This window comes from Brevibacillus porteri, assembly GCF_003013475.1.
Classification (GTDB): Bacteria; Bacillota; Bacilli; order Brevibacillales; family Brevibacillaceae; genus Brevibacillus; species Brevibacillus porteri.
The window spans coordinates 15,544-31,036 of sequence record NZ_PXZO01000010.1 but is presented as its reverse complement, the minus strand read 5'-3'; the positions used below and the strand labels follow the sequence as shown (position 1 = coordinate 31,036).

The 15,493-nt window shown below is 48.6% G+C and carries 14 protein-coding genes; 8 read left to right on the top strand and 6 right to left on the bottom strand.

Annotated elements, in window-relative coordinates; translation table 11 throughout:
• Window positions 1–407 precede the first annotated feature (407 nt).
• The gene (locus C7R92_RS07055) at window positions 408–1,526 is read left to right on the top strand and encodes a PQQ-dependent sugar dehydrogenase (RefSeq protein ID WP_106833699.1); all 1,119 of its coding nucleotides are present in this window, start codon (window positions 408–410) and stop codon (window positions 1,524–1,526) included.
• Here C7R92_RS07055 and C7R92_RS07050 read toward each other — a convergent pair.
• The 3 genes from C7R92_RS07050 to C7R92_RS07040 are packed head-to-tail and all read right to left on the bottom strand — an operon-like array spanning window position 1,498 to window position 5,678.
• The gene (locus C7R92_RS07050) at window positions 1,498–2,754 is read right to left on the bottom strand and encodes an MFS transporter (protein ID WP_106833698.1); all 1,257 of its coding nucleotides are present in this window, start codon (window positions 2,752–2,754) and stop codon (window positions 1,498–1,500) included. The two genes, C7R92_RS07055 and C7R92_RS07050, sit on opposite strands and share 29 nt — an antisense overlap.
• A gap of 57 nt (window positions 2,755–2,811) precedes the next feature.
• Entirely contained in the window at window positions 2,812–3,957 is a 1,146-nt protein-coding gene (locus C7R92_RS07045) for a winged helix-turn-helix domain-containing protein (protein ID WP_106833697.1), read from the bottom strand.
• Entirely contained in the window at window positions 3,948–5,678 is a 1,731-nt protein-coding gene (locus C7R92_RS07040; protein WP_106833696.1) for a sigma-54 interaction domain-containing protein, read from the bottom strand. The genes C7R92_RS07045 and C7R92_RS07040 overlap by 10 nt, the downstream gene beginning before the upstream one ends.
• A gap of 201 nt (window positions 5,679–5,879) precedes the next feature.
• Here C7R92_RS07040 and C7R92_RS07035 point away from each other — a divergent pair, with 201 nt between their 5' ends.
• From C7R92_RS07035 to C7R92_RS07005, 7 genes are all read left to right on the top strand, one after another.
• Window positions 5,880–6,800 (top strand): proline dehydrogenase family protein, encoded by a 921-nt coding sequence (locus C7R92_RS07035; protein ID WP_017250041.1) that lies wholly within the window; start codon window positions 5,880–5,882, stop codon window positions 6,798–6,800.
• A gap of 75 nt (window positions 6,801–6,875) precedes the next feature.
• Window positions 6,876–7,805: a DNA-3-methyladenine glycosylase family protein gene (locus C7R92_RS07030; RefSeq protein ID WP_106833695.1), complete on the top strand. Its 930-nt coding sequence runs from the start codon at window positions 6,876–6,878 to the stop codon at window positions 7,803–7,805.
• A gap of 119 nt (window positions 7,806–7,924) precedes the next feature.
• Window positions 7,925–9,259 carry a branched-chain amino acid transport system II carrier protein gene (gene brnQ, locus C7R92_RS07025; protein WP_106833694.1) on the top strand — a complete coding sequence of 445 codons (1,335 nt, stop codon included), beginning with the start codon at window positions 7,925–7,927 and terminating at the stop codon, window positions 9,257–9,259.
• Between the two features lie 195 nt (window positions 9,260–9,454).
• Window positions 9,455–10,153 (top strand): response regulator transcription factor, encoded by a 699-nt coding sequence (locus tag C7R92_RS07020; protein WP_017250044.1) that lies wholly within the window; start codon window positions 9,455–9,457, stop codon window positions 10,151–10,153.
• Complete coding sequence (locus tag C7R92_RS07015) at window positions 10,153–11,589, top strand: sensor histidine kinase (RefSeq protein WP_106833693.1); 1,437 nt, start codon at window positions 10,153–10,155, stop codon at window positions 11,587–11,589. The genes C7R92_RS07020 and C7R92_RS07015 overlap by 1 nt, the downstream gene beginning before the upstream one ends.
• A gap of 155 nt (window positions 11,590–11,744) precedes the next feature.
• Window positions 11,745–12,095 carry a hypothetical protein gene (locus tag C7R92_RS07010; protein ID WP_017250046.1) on the top strand — a complete coding sequence of 117 codons (351 nt, stop codon included), beginning with the start codon at window positions 11,745–11,747 and terminating at the stop codon, window positions 12,093–12,095.
• A 192-nt stretch (window positions 12,096–12,287) separates the two neighbouring features.
• A complete protein-coding gene (locus C7R92_RS07005; RefSeq protein ID WP_106833843.1) occupies window positions 12,288–13,307 on the top strand; it encodes a S66 family peptidase in 1,020 nt (339 codons plus the stop codon).
• A gap of 65 nt (window positions 13,308–13,372) precedes the next feature.
• Here the strand turns inward: C7R92_RS07005 and C7R92_RS07000 are convergent, their stop codons facing one another.
• The 3 genes from C7R92_RS07000 to C7R92_RS06990 form a co-directional block, all read right to left on the bottom strand.
• Window positions 13,373–14,311, bottom strand: a complete 939-nt coding sequence (locus tag C7R92_RS07000; RefSeq protein WP_106833692.1) for a DMT family transporter — start codon at window positions 14,309–14,311, stop codon at window positions 13,373–13,375.
• Window positions 14,312–14,457: 146 nt separating this feature from the next.
• Complete coding sequence (locus C7R92_RS06995; RefSeq protein ID WP_106833691.1) at window positions 14,458–14,976, bottom strand: GNAT family N-acetyltransferase; 519 nt, start codon at window positions 14,974–14,976, stop codon at window positions 14,458–14,460.
• Complete coding sequence (locus C7R92_RS06990) at window positions 14,973–15,428, bottom strand: DinB family protein (RefSeq protein WP_017250050.1); 456 nt, start codon at window positions 15,426–15,428, stop codon at window positions 14,973–14,975. Before C7R92_RS06990 ends, C7R92_RS06995 begins: the two co-directional genes overlap by 4 nt.
• Window positions 15,429–15,493: the final 65 nt, after the last annotated feature.

The following is a 15,493-nucleotide window of genomic DNA, read 5'->3' as shown; positions in this document are numbered from 1 at the left end:
CGCCAATTATTCTGAAGCTGAGATGGGCTCCAGAGGCGCTTGGACTGGAAATCCGCTTCTTCCTACGCGGCTTCAGTCAACATTTTAAAGGCATAAAAGAGGAAAAAAAGATAAAGAAAAACGGAAAGACTTCTCTGATTAACTACACAAATGTTCTAAAAAGCTGGACGCCCAACCTCAGCTGTGGAAGCACGGTGATATGTTTGGAAGGAGACCGCCCGAACGGAGAGAGGATACAGGCGACTGGAAAACATGTCACCGGGCTTCGGCCCCGGCACAACTGCTGGAGGATATCCAAACAGATTTTTTGCACAACGAAAAGAGGAACATAAGCGTACATAAGCGAAACTTTGTCTAAATGCTTCCTGGTTCCTACTGGACAAATCGCACAGGGAGGAAAACGTGAGATGTGGAAAAAATGGATGGTGTGTGTCCTTACCTTGATCTTGAGTATGCCGGTTGTGGCCTGCGAGGCGAATCCTGCTCCAGAGTCGCAGCCAGCTCAACAGTCTCTTCCCTATCGGATGGAGGTACTGGCTGATCAATTGGATGTGCCTTGGGCGATGGATATAGCCTCGGATGGTCGAATCTTTTTCACAGAGCGACCAGGAAGAGTGCGAGTGATCCAGTCAGGCAAGCTGTTGCCGGAGCCGCTCATCTCATTCCCTGCCCCGTTCATCAGCGAGGGAGAAGGCGGGCTGTTGGGCCTTGTGCTCGATCCTGATTTTGCGAATAACCACTACTTCTACGTTTACCATACATACAAAGAGGGAGAGGCTACTTTTAATCGTGTTCTGCGACTGCGAGAAGCAAACCATGCAGCACAGATTGACAAGGTACTCCTCGATAAAATCCCGGGAAGCTCGATCCACAACGGAGGACGGATCAAAATCGGTCCGGATCAGCGTCTTTATATTACGACAGGCGATGCGCATGAGCCGATGCTTGCGCAAGATCGGGCAAGTCTCGCCGGAAAAATTTTGCGTATCAATCTGGATGGAACCATTCCTGCCGACAATCCTTTTTCTGGCTCACCAGTATACAGCTATGGACATCGTAATCCGCAAGGCATCGCATGGCATCCGGATACAGGAATACTCTACAGCTCGGAGCACGGCCAGACTGCACATGATGAGATTAATCGGATCGAGCCAGGCGCAAATTACGGCTGGCCGGTCATTTCTGGTGAACAGCAAAAAGAGGGGATGAAACCCCCCCTCCTGCAAAGCGGTGATACGACATGGGCTCCTTCTGGCATGACGTTTGTATCCAAAGTGCCGTGGAAAGGACAACTGCTCGTAGCGAACCTCAGGGGAACGCAGCTTCAGAAAATTAGCTTAGACGCTACTCGACCTCATACGGTATTGGAGGCTGCTACTTTGTTCCAAGACGAGTTCGGACGATTGCGCGATGTGGTCGAAGGAAAAGACGACACACTCTATTTGTTGACCAACAACCGCGATGGTCGTGGAAATCCGAGAGAAGGGGACGATAAAATTATCCGACTCGTTCCGATCCAGCCGTAGCGGTAGCAACAGCCACGTCTTTTGTTCGTTTCCCCCAAATCCATTGTTGTAAGAGAACAGCGGCTCCGCCAATCGTAGCGATTAACATTCCGACCCATAAAAAGGCAGTGTTTGGACCCCAGATGGTCATAATGACGCCACCGAGCAACGGAGCAATAATGAAAGTGGCGCTCGTCAATGAATCGATAATTCCCCTCACACGGCCCAGTGCTTGCGGGGGGCTTTCTTTTTGTACCAGATAATTGACGCCGACCGAAGTCAGACCTGTTCCGATTCCTGCCAATAAAGCGGGAATCAGCAGCCAATACATGCCAGCACCAGCCTGGAAAAATCCAATCCACGAAAAGCTAATTCCGATGAGCAAAACGCCACCGCCCAGCACCCACCCATAGGAACGCATCTCTTTTAAACGATGTAGCCAGGTGACGGTGACAAGTGCGCCTAATCCAATGACACTGACTGTAAACCCGAGCATTTCCGGATTGTCGGGCAGCTTCTCGCGGAAGATCACGGGAAACTGTGTATCCGCCAATTGAATCGCCAACGAGGTAACGGTTGCGAAGATCGTGCTGAACAACAGGACACGGTTTTGCAAAAAGATCCGCCAGCCCTCTTGCCATGCTTGACGGTAAGGGAGAGGCTGCTCTTCTACGGAGGTACGAGACAACGTATTCTCCACTTTCCGAATCGTGAACAGAAATCCAGTAGAGAGAAGGAAGGTCGAAGCATTAATCATCAGACAAATGGCAGGTGCAAAAACGGCCGCTACCAATCCTCCGGCAAGTGGACCAATCAATTTCCCCATCTGATATACGGCTCCATTCAAAGCAGAGGCTTGTAACAATTGATTCTCAGGTACGATTTGACGCGTCAAGGTCTGTTGCGCTGGATCATTGAAGACAGAGGCACCTGAACGCAGGGCAATGACTAGCAGGAACCAGAGTGGAGTAGGCATGGCAAGTAGGAGCAGAGTGAGAGCAGCCTGAATGATATTCATGGTCATGATCATACGTACCTTGTTCACGCGGTCTGCAAGCACCCCGGCAAACTGCCCGAGCAAAATGCTTGGAGCCGCATAGGCAACCGGCAGGAGAGCCATGGTCATCGGATCAACCTTCCACACAAACCCTAACAGGATGGATACCGCAATAAAATCAAACCAATCGCCAAGCGTAGACAGTCCGTAAGAGATGAACAGTGTGCGAAACGTTCTATTTTCCTTTAACAAAAAAATCCCTCCATCGATCTGTTAACTCGATGATAAAAGGGATTTGTCAGAGGAATATCAGATAGTCGATGGGATGATGGCACGAATCTTTTTCTGCAAGTAGTCGAACTTGTACTCTTCGGATAATTCCGCCCACATTTTCTGGTATTTGCGCTCCCATTCCGCATCGTAGCCGAAGTTCTTTAAGAACAACAAGATCATTTGTACGCCATAAATCAGATGGGGGACGAACTTGGTGTTACGTACTACTTCCAGACCTTCATCGACCAATCGGCGCGCCTTGGTTATCTCCTGCCGATGGTACAGACAAAGACCGCGCGCAATGGTAAAGCTGCCGAGCTCACGCTGCATAGGGAGTTCTTGCAAGATTTCCTCAGAGCGTTGAATGACTTTCTCAGCTTCGTCACTCTCACCCATGAGTAGATACAGGAGGGCTTCTTCTGCTTGAAAAAAGAGTCGAAAGCCGGGTGAATTGACTCGGTCGACAACCTCTCTAGCAGGTATTAGCTGTTTTTTGGCTCGCTCCCACTCTTTGGCTTGGGCGTAGACACTGATTGCGGTGATCTGTAGCTCATCCTGATAATTTTCAGGCATACTTTTCGCGTTTTTCAGAGCCCATTGTAAAATTTCTAATGTTTTTTGCGAGTCAAGTTCCGTCATATGGTACAAATGGAACATATAAAACAGCTTGTCGGAAATGGGTGTAGCTTTATCCTCTACAAACCAGTTGAAGTCACCGACAACAAATCGCAAAAAGGTAGCGTAAAATGGGTCCATCTGAATGCCCAGTACCTTCTGATGAGTATAAAGGGTCTGCAACGCGGCCCCCATTCCCATACCGTGATAGGTGCTCAGCATTTTATTGATGGTTTCTGAGAAGTTGCTGTTCAATATCGTTGGACTAGGTGATTGCTGCTCTTTTAGCGTAAGCCGATAGCCGACTCCTCGGACCGTATCAATCGTGAGCAGATGCGACCACTTTTGTAATTTTTTCCGCAAGCGGTAAATGTGATCGTCGACAGTACGGTCAGTAGGCTCTTCCAGCGGCCAGACGCGATCCAGCAAATCACTCCTTGAAAAGGACCGATTTTTCCACGTGTACAGAAATTGAAACAAGGCGTATTCCTTCGGCAAAAGGACAATCGTTTCCCCGGCATAATGGATTTGATACGTATTATCATCCGACCATGTGATCAATCCCATTTGAAAGACTCCTCGTTTATATTGAACTTCTTCATTTTATTGTAAAGGGTTCCGCGAGATACGCCGAGCAGCTCGGCTGCTGCCTTTTTGTTGCCATACGTGCGCTCCAATGCTGCCAGAATGCGCTCTTTTTCGTTCACAGGTGGAGCAGTGTACGCAATCGACGGACGTAGGATTGACGGCGGCGTCGGAGTCGGCGGCGCATACGTTCCCCCAATCGGTGTGTGCACAGAAACATGGGTGGGTTCTGCGTGACTGCGAATGACAGTCGGCAGATGCTCAGGCAATATAACACCGTTTTCTTGCAGGATCGACAGACGTTCGATGACGTTGCGAAGCTGTCGGATGTTCCCAGGCCAATTGTACTCGAACAACGCTTGCATGACCTCGGGAGAGATGCGTGGTACGGAGTGGTCATGGGCCACGGAATACTCATGAATGAAAATTTGCACGAGCTCTGGCAAATCTTCGCGTCGTTCACGCAGCGGCGGGATTTCCAGAGAAAAGACGTTCAGCCGATAATACAAATCCTCGCGAAAACGACCGTCTGCAACCATTTGCTCCAGCTGTCTGTTTGTCGCTGCTACGATCCGTGTGTTAACGGTGATCGGCTCTGTTCCGCCTACACGGTAAAACTGCCGTTCCTGTAAGGCACGAAGCAGCTTGACCTGCAATTCTAGCGGCAGCTCCCCAATTTCATCGAGGAAAAGCGTCCCGCCATGCGCCAGCTCCAGCTTGCCAGGCTTGCCTTTTTTCTCGGCTCCAGTAAAAGCACCGCCCTGATAGCCAAACAGCTCACTTTCGAACAGCGCAGCAGGAATGGCACCGCAGTTGATCGCGATAAAAGGCTTCTCATGTCGGCGACTTGCCTGATGAATCGCTTTGGCAAACAGTTCTTTCCCGACGCCGCTTTCTCCATAAATCAGTACAGTCGCATCCGTCTGCGCCACTTTTTTTGCGGAACCAATAGCGGATTGTATCGAGGCGGAATGCCCCTTAATTGCATAAAAAGGATCGTCTGCTGCCTGAAACCGACTCATCTCTTGCTGCAAATTGTGGAGATGGGCCGTCGTATGTGCTAATTCTTCATTGAGACGAACCAGCTCAGTAATATCCTGTTCAATGGAAATCGCGCCGATAATTTCACCCTCGCGGCGAATCGGTGCCGCATTAATGAGTACATGACTATCAGGACGAGGAATGTGATAGACACGTTGAACAGATGTCCCTTGACGCAGGGCATCGAGCAGGCGGATCGATTCACTGGCGAAGTGCTCATCGAGAGAAGTTCCGACGACTTGCTCGCGATCGATTTCATAAATTATTTCTGCTGCCCGATTCCAGTGTTGGACAACATTGCGAGAGTCCACGATAGTGACGGCCTCACTCATCGTACCCATCAACGTACTGAGCAGGGCAGACTGGTTTTGGGTCAACACGGCAAAGGCAGTCATGAGCTGGTATGGCTCAACCATTCCCGTTGGAGTCCCTTGTTCATCCACGATGACGAGTGTAGGCAGATCGGAAACGCCTGGGCTAGCGAGAATGTGGCTGATGGTTTGTTCGAGCGTAGTTGTAGGAGAGACGATGACGACTCTGCCTTTTTGTTCTTTATCAACCCATTCACCTAGGTTTTCACCTGCGCGTATTTTGACCATATCAGGTGGAATCGGAATCGCAAAGGAAGAGAGTGTACTGTCCAACGAAAATAACGGTTTCAAATTGTCACCTCTTATCCAAACTAACAGGAAAAGGGATCGTCCCTGTTGTACATCTAATCAAAAGTGTACAAGAATAAACACGCAATGTACATATGTGTTGAAAGTGACGTAGAGACTTCAGGATAGCGCTTACGAGAATAAGTTGGCACGATTCATGCTAGTAGAAGTGGACAGAGTACGTTGAGGAGGAGACAGTCAACGATGGAACAAGCTATGAAGGATTTCTTTCTATTTTTATCTAAAAACAAAACCTTAAATTCTGCCGCGAAAAAGTGGGGTCTGCGCTTTGGAGCGAGTCGCTTTGTATCCGGTCAAACCATTGCGGAGGCAATTAGCGCCGTACGTAAGCTGAATCAGCAAGGTCTCGTGTGCACGCTGGATCATCTGGGCGAATTCGTGTTCAGTGTAGAGGAAGCAAACGAGTCTGCTGACTATTGCATCAAAACGCTGGAAGCGATCCACCAATCCGGTGTCGATTGCAATCTCTCGTTGAAAATGACTTCGCTCGGTCTGGACATCAGTCGTGAGCTCTGCATGAACAACATGAGACGCATTTTGGATTCGGCTAAGAAAAACGGAAACATTTTCGTTCGTATCGACATGGAGGACTATGCACACAATCACGTGACCATGGAGATTCTGAACGAATTACTGCAAGAGTACGACAACGTAGGAACCGTTATTCAGGCGTATCTCTACAAAGCAGCGGATGATATCGACAGCCTGAAGGACAAAAAAGTGAACTTCCGTCTCGTAAAAGGAGCTTACAAGGAGTCTCCTGAAGTCGCTTACCCGAACAAGCCAGATGTAGATGAGAACTACAAGAAAATCATCAAGCAGCATCTGTTGAACGGTGGGTACGCTGCTGTGGCAACCCATGATGACAACATCATTGATTTTGTGAAAAAGCTGGAAAAGGAACACAACATCCCGCGCACACAGTTTGAATTCCAAATGCTGTATGGCATTCGTACGCAGTCCCAAATTGACTTGGCTCGCGAAGGCTATAAAATGCGTGTTTATGTACCGTATGGAAACGACTGGTATGGATATTTCATGCGCCGTTTGGCAGAAAGTCCGGCTAACGTAAAATTTGTTCTCAAAGGGATGTTTACGAAATAAGCTTTGCGAAGTATACTTGACACCTTCGGAGGATTCTCCGGAGGTTTTTATTTTATCTGGAAAGGTGAGAGTCTTGTGAATTATTCGATTATTTCGCTTACTCCCCCGTATTCTTTTGACCGGTTGCTTCGGCGTCTTGAGACACATCCAGATACGCAGATACGTGTGAATAAAGAAAAAAATAGCCTAGAGCGCGTCTTTCGTATCGGCATACGGCCTGTTCTGGTCCAGATGCAATTTGTGGGCAGCTTGGAAGAACCCGCATTGCGCTACGAGACACAGGCGATTTTGTCCACGACAGACCAGCAGCTGCTAGAAAAAATGATCCGCCGTACTTTTAGTGCCGATTTGGATCTATCCGTTATTTACGAGCAAATGAGGGCGGAAAAGGAACTCGCCATTCTGACCGAGCGGTTTCGCGGTCTTCGTCTTATGCTGGATGCAGATTTATTTCAGTGTATGGTCAAGACCATTGTCGGGCAGCAGATCAATCTGACCTTTGCAGCCAATTTGACCGAGAGGCTGGTGACACTGGCAGGTGACCCAGTAGAAAAACCAAACGGCGAGGGCATCATCGCTTTTCCGACTCCTGACGCGGTAGCGAGATTGACTGTAGAGGATTTGCGTACACTGCAATTTAGTCAGCGAAAAGCAGAGTATATTATCGATTTCGCCCGTGCCATTGTGAATGAAACGGTAGATTTGGAAAGACTATGGACAATGGGTGACGAGGAAATCATTACGTACCTCACTTCGCTGCGAGGAATTGGACGGTGGACAGTAGAGTGCCTTCTCATGTTTGGGATGGGGCGTCCAGACTTGTTGCCGGCTGCTGACATCGGTTTGCGAAATGGAATTGTTCACCTCTATGGAATGAATTCGAAGCCAAATGAAAACGATATTCGCAAGATAGGGGAAAAGTGGGCTCCATGGCGTAGTATCTATTGTCTCTACGTATGGGAAGCAGTGGGGGCGATCAAGAGAAAAGAGGTATTTGACCTGTAAAAACTTTCATTTTTAACAAAAGTTCAATAATTTTAAAAAATTAAAGGTTGAATAGTGAGTTAATTTTAAGTTATACTAATGAAAATTTTATTTTATTAAACAATATTGAGAGGATTCATATGAAAGAACTTTCAACGAAAGAAACAATTACAATTGGTTTGATGCTGTTTGCCCTATTCTTTGGAGCAGGGAACATGATTTTTCCGCCAGCTCTAGGACAAGCTGCAGGAGATAATGTTTGGGTCGCGATGGCCGGCTTTTTGATTACCGGTGTAGGTCTGCCTTTACTGGGAATCATTGCGGTAGGCTTGGCTGGTGGTAATTTGCAGACGATGGCGTCAAGAGTCCATCCAATGTTTGCAGCTGTGTTCACCTTTATTGTGTATCTGTCGATTGGTCCATTCATGGCGATTCCGCGGACAGGTACAGTAACCTTTGAGATGGGCGTGTTGCCGTATTTGCCTGAATCCATGAAAGGCAGTTGGGTACCGCTTTTTGTGACCACGATCGTCTATTTTACCATCACCTTCTGGTTGAGTCTGAACCCGAGCAAGCTGGTGGATCGAATCGGTAAAATCTTAACACCTGCTCTTTTGATCATCATTGGTCTGATGTTTGTCAAATCACTCATTTCGCCTTTGGGTGAGGTAGGACAGCCGACAGGCGCCTATCAGGATACAGCATTTTTCAAAGGATTTATCGAAGGCTATCTGACACTCGATGCGTTGGCTGCGATGGTATTTGGTCTGGTAGTAACATCGGCTGTTCAGGATAGAGGTATCATCGATCGCAAAAAAGTGATGTGGTCTACGATCAAAGCCGGAATTCTCGCCGCTACGGGTCTCGGACTCGTATACCTTGCCCTCAGCTATCTGGGAGCGACGAGTGTTTCGATTGCGAAATCAGCAAACGGCGGTCAGATCTTAACTGGGGTTGTGCTGCAACTGTTCGGTCCATTAGGCTCACTCCTGCTGGGAGCAGCTGTTACGCTTGCTTGCCTCACGACTTCTGTTGGACTCGTCACAGCGTGCAGTCAATTTTTCTCGAGTCGTATTCCTAGCATCTCCTACAAGAAAATGGCTGTGATCCTGTGTGTGTTCAGTGCTGCGGTAGCAAACGTAGGCTTGACGCAGCTGATTACCTTCTCAGTGCCTGTCTTGATGGCGATTTATCCGCTGGCGATTGTGCTGATGCTGCTGACGTTTTGTGATCGGATGTTTAATGGACATCGTGCCGTATACGTAGGCGCGATCACGGCAACGGCTGTCATCAGTCTGTTGGATGGAGCATCTCAGCTTGGATTGTCTATCGACTCTCTGACGCCAATCTTGGAACAATTGCCACTGTACAAAGTAGGAATTGGTTGGCTGGTGCCAGCCTTTGCAGGCGCACTGTTAGGGTTGTTGTGGGCTAGCCTCACACGCAGTGTCCCGATTGTAAGAGAAACGAAGTAAAGAATAAAGAGCGAGTGGGCTTTAGGTCCACTCGCTTTTTTCATGTCGCAAACAATTCTTGTCCTGCTTTTACCAGCTGGATAGGACTTCTATCCGTCCACAACACGGGTGATCTATGTTACCATGGAAAAACGTAAATTGTCTGAACGACATGTTTCATTCTATGTCGTTTTGAAAGAAGGGAGGTTATTGGCTATGTCCACGATGAAAGTCTTGGTTGCCGATGACGATCCAAACGTACGCGAAATTATTCGCCTTTATTTTGAAAAACAACAAATCGAGCTTATCTCAGCAACAGATGGAAGAGAAGCTCTTGAGATGATGGAAAAGGAACAGCCGGATGTGGTGATTCTCGATGTCATGATGCCACAGGTGGACGGCTTTGAAGCATGTCGGGAAATCCGCAAGAAGTGGGATACGCCGATTATTATGCTGACGGCAAAGGATGAGGAGTTTGATCGTGTACTCGGCTTGGAGCTCGGAGCGGATGATTACGTAACGAAGCCGTTTAGTCCACGTGAGATCGTTGCTCGTATCCGCGCGATTATGCGCAGATTGCAGCCAAAGCCAAGAGTAGAAGATGAGGCAGTGCTTCGGACATTTGCTTTTGATCAATTGACGATTGACCTGGATAAACGAGAAGTGATCGTTGCCGGGGAAAAAGTGAGCTTTCGCCCGAAGGAGTTTGATCTGCTCGTTCAACTTGTCAAATCTCCGGGAAGTGTATGGTCACGGGAGCAATTGCTGGAACAAGTGTGGGGCTTCGATTATTTTGGCGATGTTCGAACGATCGATGTTCATATTAAAAAGATCAGACAGCGATTAGATAAGCTCCCTTATGAATGCATTCAAACAGTTTGGGGGATCGGCTACAAGTTTGGGGTGGATAACTGATGCTAGGCATGTCGAAAAGTATCTATCGCAGACTGCTGGTCAGCTTTTTGGCTACCGTTTTGGTGGGGCTGGGGATTACCGGTATTGTTCTCTCCTTTTTTACGAAGGAGTACATCTACAATGCCAAGGAAGAAGAGCTTTTGCGGATGGCGAAAAAAGTGAATGCCGCTATCCATAACAGTAATGAAGTAAACAAACAGCTCTTGGACAAGCTGGCGATGCTGGACGAGTCATTTGATACCCGCATCTGGTTATTTGATACGAAAGGAAAAATCGTCGCGACTTCGATGAAGGATGAGATGCTTACGGGCAAGTCCGTGGCAGTTTCCATCGCGAGTAACGTGCTTCACGGAAAAAGCGCGGTAACCGAGCTGCAAATCGAAGGTCTGGATGACCCGATGTTGTCGGTCTCCGTCCCGTGGGGCGAGGGCGAAAACGTCTATGGCGGAATTATTTTGCACGCGCCGATTGAAGGAATTGAGAAAACCTTTGGTCAAATGCGCGAGTCGATTCTGTGGGCGACATTGTTTGGGGTGCTTCTTTCTACGATCATGGTTTCGTATTTGTCATGGTCAATCTCCCGCCCATTGCGAACCATTGAGAGAACAGCGGCTGAAATTGGTCGCGGGAATTATGCAGAGCGCGTTCAGGTCGATACGTCTGACGAGATCAGCGACTTGGCGCAGACGATCAATACAATGGCACAGAAGCTGGAGAAGGTAGAGCAGGAGCGTCATCATCTGGAGCAAGTGCGCAATGATTTTTTGGCGAATGTCTCCCATGAATTGCGGACGCCTCTCACCGCGATCCAAGGTTTTCTCGAGGCGTTGCAAGACGGCTTGGTAGAAGAAGAAGAGGCGCGACAGAAGTATTACGCTGTGATGTACACCGAAACGATGCAAGTGAATCGCTTGGTGGATGACCTGATGGACTTGATGAAGCTGGAGAACAACGAAGTAAATCTGGCCAAGTTCCCTGTCGATGTGGCAGATGTCATGAATCGGGTTGCTTTTTCCTTCCATCAAGAAGCAGAGGAAAAAGGGCTTCGCATGGGAGTAGAGGTAGAGGACGAGCTTCCGCGAATTTATGCTGACAAGGACCGGATCGCGCAAATTCTGAAAAATCTGGTGAAGAATGCGCTCAAGTTTACGACTACAGGTGAAATTCGCATGCGTGCTTCGCTGGAAGAGGAATACGTACAGATTCAAGTGATCGATACAGGGATGGGGATTGCCGCAGATGACCTGGATCGCATCTGGGAACGTTTTTTCAAAGTAGATCGGGGACGTTCCAAGAACAATAAAGGGACAGGACTTGGTCTCGCCATTGTAAAAGAGCTGGTAGAACTGCATGATGGCAAATGTAGAGTAGAGAGTACGCCTGGGAAAGGCAGTACTTTTACGATATGGCTTCCAAGGATTAAGCCGGAGAACTAAAGCATGATCCACTCCAAATGATCATGGTCATACTTTTTTCATATTTTGAACATCGTTTTTTCCCACTTTCCTTACAGAATGGTTATCTTTGCCCGTTACGATATAGGTGTGACAGCGAGAAGGTCACGAAGCCAAGGAATGAAAGGGGAATGAACATGAACAAAAAATGGTTCTCCATTGCCACTGTCGCATTACTCCTGTCTGGCAGCTTGGTTGCCTGCTCTGACACAACAGGAACACCTGAACCGGCGACACAACCAGAGGGCACGACAAGCGAAACCGCTCCGGGCTCCTCCACTACTGATAGCGGACAATCGACCGATAGCTCGGTTTCGCAAGATCAGTCTACAACGGATGCCTCTGCGGACAAAGGTTCGTCTACGGAAGCACCTGCGACAGATGCCAATTCTGATGCAGGTACCAGCACTGGATCGCCTGGTGCTGCGGGAACTGACAACAGCGGTTCCACTGGACAGGCTGCAACGACTGACGCCAGCAAGAAGTAATCATTCACGAACTCAAAACACGTTCGTTTGAACTCCTCTACTTCCCTCCCGTTTTATATAACTTGATGACGGCCATAGGTCGTCTTTTTTTTGTCTAAGAAAAGTAGTCGTAGTGATGAGAGCCTGGAAGATACTTTGGTGGTATGTGGTATGATTATCCAAAATCATACAGAGCGAGCGGGAGGGAGAAGCATGATCACGTATCCATCGTTAAAAAAGGGCGCTACTATAGGGGTAACTGCGCCATCATCTGGTGTACCAGCGTATTTGCATGAACTAATCAGACTGGCATGTAGTCGTATGGAGAGCAGGGGGTATTCCATCGTTTGCAAAGATACAGTCTGGACACAGGAAAAAGCCAAGTCAGCTCCTGCCACAAAACGCGCAGCCGAATGGAACTCCCTGATGCAAGAGGAAGACGTCGATATCATCATCCCTCCCTGGGGTGGCGAGCTGCTGATTGAGATTTTAGACAAGCTTGATTTTCAGTCCATGCAACCAAAATGGGTGTTAGGCTATTCAGATGTGAGTGTGCTGTTGCTCGCGATTACATTAAAAACGGGGATGGCTACTGCCCATGGGACGAATCTGGTGGATTTGCGTGGAGCAGATATGGATGAGACGACCGCCATGTGGGAAACGGTTCTGTCAACGAAAGAGGGCGAATCTGTGTTGCAGTACTCTTCCCCGATGTATCAAAAGGAATGGCAGCATACGAATCCTTCGCCGCATATCTTTCACCTGACAGAACCGACTGTATGGAAAACCACAGAGACTACTCCCCACGTAAACATGCAGGGCCGGCTACTTGGCGGCTGTATCGATACCATTCGGCATGTGATCGGCACACCGTATGGGGACGTGCAAACGTTTCAAAAAGAACAGATCGGGAATGAAGCGATCATCTGGTATTTGGAAAACTGTGAGCTTTCTACGACCGATCTGCGCAGATCTTTGGTACAGATGAAGCTGGCCGGATGGTTCGATCATTGTGCGGGGATCATGTTTGGGCGCAGTCCAGCGAATCAGGCGGTCGACGGCTATACCGTGGAAGACGTCTATCAGGAGTTGGCTGCTGAGCTGCAAGTTCCTGTCCTCTACGATGTAGATTGCGGGCATATACCGCCACAAATCACGTTTATTAATGGAGCATTTGCTGAAGTGGAGCTATCTTTCGAAAAAGGAAGCGTCCGACAATATTTTCGTCCATAAGCATAAGAAAACGAGGGCTTCCCAACGAATGGGAAGTCCTCGTAGCATGTAAGCATACATGATTTTTAGCCTTGCTTCTCGTTGTAATGGGGGAGAGGATGTTCCTTCGTCGATTCACGTGTTCGCAGAGTGGACAAGGCGACACCAAGGAAAATAAATGCGCCGCCAGCGAAAAAGCCAACACCCAAATGTTCATGTAGCAACAGCCAGCCTAAACATGCACCGACAATGGGCTGAACAAAAAAGAACCCAGCCCCACTCCCTGCGGGTATCAGCTCGAAGCCTTTGTTCCACAAATAAAAAGCACCTGCGGTAGAAATCACCCCGATATAGAGGACGCCTGCCCAGATGTCCCAACCAAATTGCCAGGAGACAGGCGTGGCAGACAGCTCCCAAAACATGAGCGGACTCGTAAAGATGATGCCAAACAATGCAACGTAGGTAGTGACTAGCAGGGACGAATAGCGCAGCGTTGCCTTTTTGCTGAGAACGGTATACAATCCCCAGCTAATCGCTGCTACGAGCAAAATCAGGTTGCCTGTCAGGGAAGACTGGGCGTCAGCTTGATCTGGAACACCGATGACGATGATCACACCAATCGTCGCTAACAAAATACCCGCTGCCTGCTTCAGATGGATGCGCTCCTTTAGTAGCCAGACCGCAAAAATGGCAATAAAGGCAGGCGATGCGGAGGTAATCAATGCACCCATGTGGGCAGTAGACAGCTTGGTACCAAGAAATTGCGCGGCGATTGAGATCGTGACCCCGACGAATGCGATGGCCATCAGTAGAGGATAATCCTTTTTCGCGACACGCTCCTTGTGAGCAACGGTAAATGTCCCCAACACGACTAAAGCAATGAAAAAGCGCAAAATCAATAGTGTGAACGGTGGAATTACTTCCAACACGACCTTGCTGACTACATAAACACCGCCCCAGATCGCTGCCGCGAGCGTTAGGCAGACAGCACCCAAAAACATTTGCTTCCATTGTGATTGTGACATAACAAGTCCCTCCCGGAATAATGAATCAATCATTCGAGCGTTATTCCGTAGCCGGGAGGCAGTAAGAGAACCGCTTCCTCACCGACTAGGAGAGGAGGCAGGGCACATCATTTTCAAAAAGGCGACGGTTCATATATTTCACCTCCTTACTTTGTAGGGGTTAGCCACTTGGCTACCAGCAGCACCGGTTGTGTCAGACGACCGACTGGTGCCTTCACCTGACGATACTGCTCATAGCCAAGCCGCCCCCAGAAAAGAAGAGCGGGTTCATTATGCGCAATGACACCGTGATGAACATGCTGACTGCCATGTTGGATGCAGTAGTCTTCTATGAGCGCCACTGCCTCTTTTCCAAAGCCCTGCTGCTGATAGTCGGCATGCAGTAGCAAGAGACTAATCCAGCTTTTTGGATCGTTTTCACTGGAGAGGACGATATGGATGACTCCGATGATCGTACCTTCACGAGTAATGGCGAGCCAATGTCCGGAAGGTATGCGTATGGTGGCGTCATATTCGGCTTCCAGTTCAGCAAGACTTACTGTACTCATGCCGTTTCGAAGCTGATTGTACTTTGGATTACTGTTGTAGGTGGCGAGTAAGTCGGGTAAGTCCTCGCGCAGCAATTCGCGAATGATGAGCCGCTCACCTGTCAGAATGAGACTCATTGAGGTCCTCCGTACTTGCGGATAAGTCCAATCTGCCCGCCGTGGTAGCCCATATGATAGATCAGACGACCAAGTGCCTGACGGGGAGTCAACGTGGCAATCGGTGCTTCACAGGGGATGTCCCACGCGTCTTTTGGCAGGGTAGCCAGAGAATCCAGCAAGTGATGGTAGGCAGCCTCTTTGAAAGCAAGCAAGGCAGACAAGTCGGTAAAATTTCCTTCATCCTTTACAGGTCCAATTGTAGTGAGGGTGATTTCGGACGGGATTGCTCTGCCGAAAAACATCATACAGAATCGATATTCAACTTCCGCGATGTGATGAATCAAAAATCCGATGGAATTGGAGCCCGGGGCCAGCTTCCAGCCAAGCTCGGCTTCATTCAAATGGACGAGTGCATCCTGATACCGGGAGCGAGCTGTTTGCAAGGTCGGCAATAGTTCTTGTTCGAACATCCAATCTTCCTTTCTGGTGTTTATTTTTATTATAGGAAAAAGATCAGGAAAGAACAGCATGATCA

What these genes read in the sequence shown, in the direction of transcription:
- C7R92_RS07055 (WP_106833699.1), top strand. Translation starts at nt 408, where the DNA reads ATGTGGAAAAAATGGATGGTGTGTGTCCTTACCTTGATCTTGAGTATG.
- C7R92_RS07045 (WP_106833697.1), bottom strand. Translation starts at nt 3,957, where the DNA reads ATGGGATTGATCACATGGTCGGATGATAATACGTATCAAATCCATTAT.
- C7R92_RS07035 (WP_017250041.1), top strand. Translation starts at nt 5,880, where the DNA reads ATGGAACAAGCTATGAAGGATTTCTTTCTATTTTTATCTAAAAACAAA.
- brnQ (WP_106833694.1), top strand. Translation starts at nt 7,925, where the DNA reads ATGAAAGAACTTTCAACGAAAGAAACAATTACAATTGGTTTGATGCTG.
- C7R92_RS07020 (WP_017250044.1), top strand. Translation starts at nt 9,455, where the DNA reads ATGTCCACGATGAAAGTCTTGGTTGCCGATGACGATCCAAACGTACGC.
- C7R92_RS07015 (WP_106833693.1), top strand. Translation starts at nt 10,153, where the DNA reads ATGCTAGGCATGTCGAAAAGTATCTATCGCAGACTGCTGGTCAGCTTT.
- C7R92_RS07010 (WP_017250046.1), top strand. Translation starts at nt 11,745, where the DNA reads ATGAACAAAAAATGGTTCTCCATTGCCACTGTCGCATTACTCCTGTCT.
- C7R92_RS07005 (WP_106833843.1), top strand. Translation starts at nt 12,288, where the DNA reads ATGATCACGTATCCATCGTTAAAAAAGGGCGCTACTATAGGGGTAACT.
- C7R92_RS07000 (WP_106833692.1), bottom strand. Translation starts at nt 14,311, where the DNA reads ATGTCACAATCACAATGGAAGCAAATGTTTTTGGGTGCTGTCTGCCTA.
- C7R92_RS06995 (WP_106833691.1), bottom strand. Translation starts at nt 14,976, where the DNA reads ATGAGTCTCATTCTGACAGGTGAGCGGCTCATCATTCGCGAATTGCTG.
- C7R92_RS06990 (WP_017250050.1), bottom strand. Translation starts at nt 15,428, where the DNA reads ATGTTCGAACAAGAACTATTGCCGACCTTGCAAACAGCTCGCTCCCGG.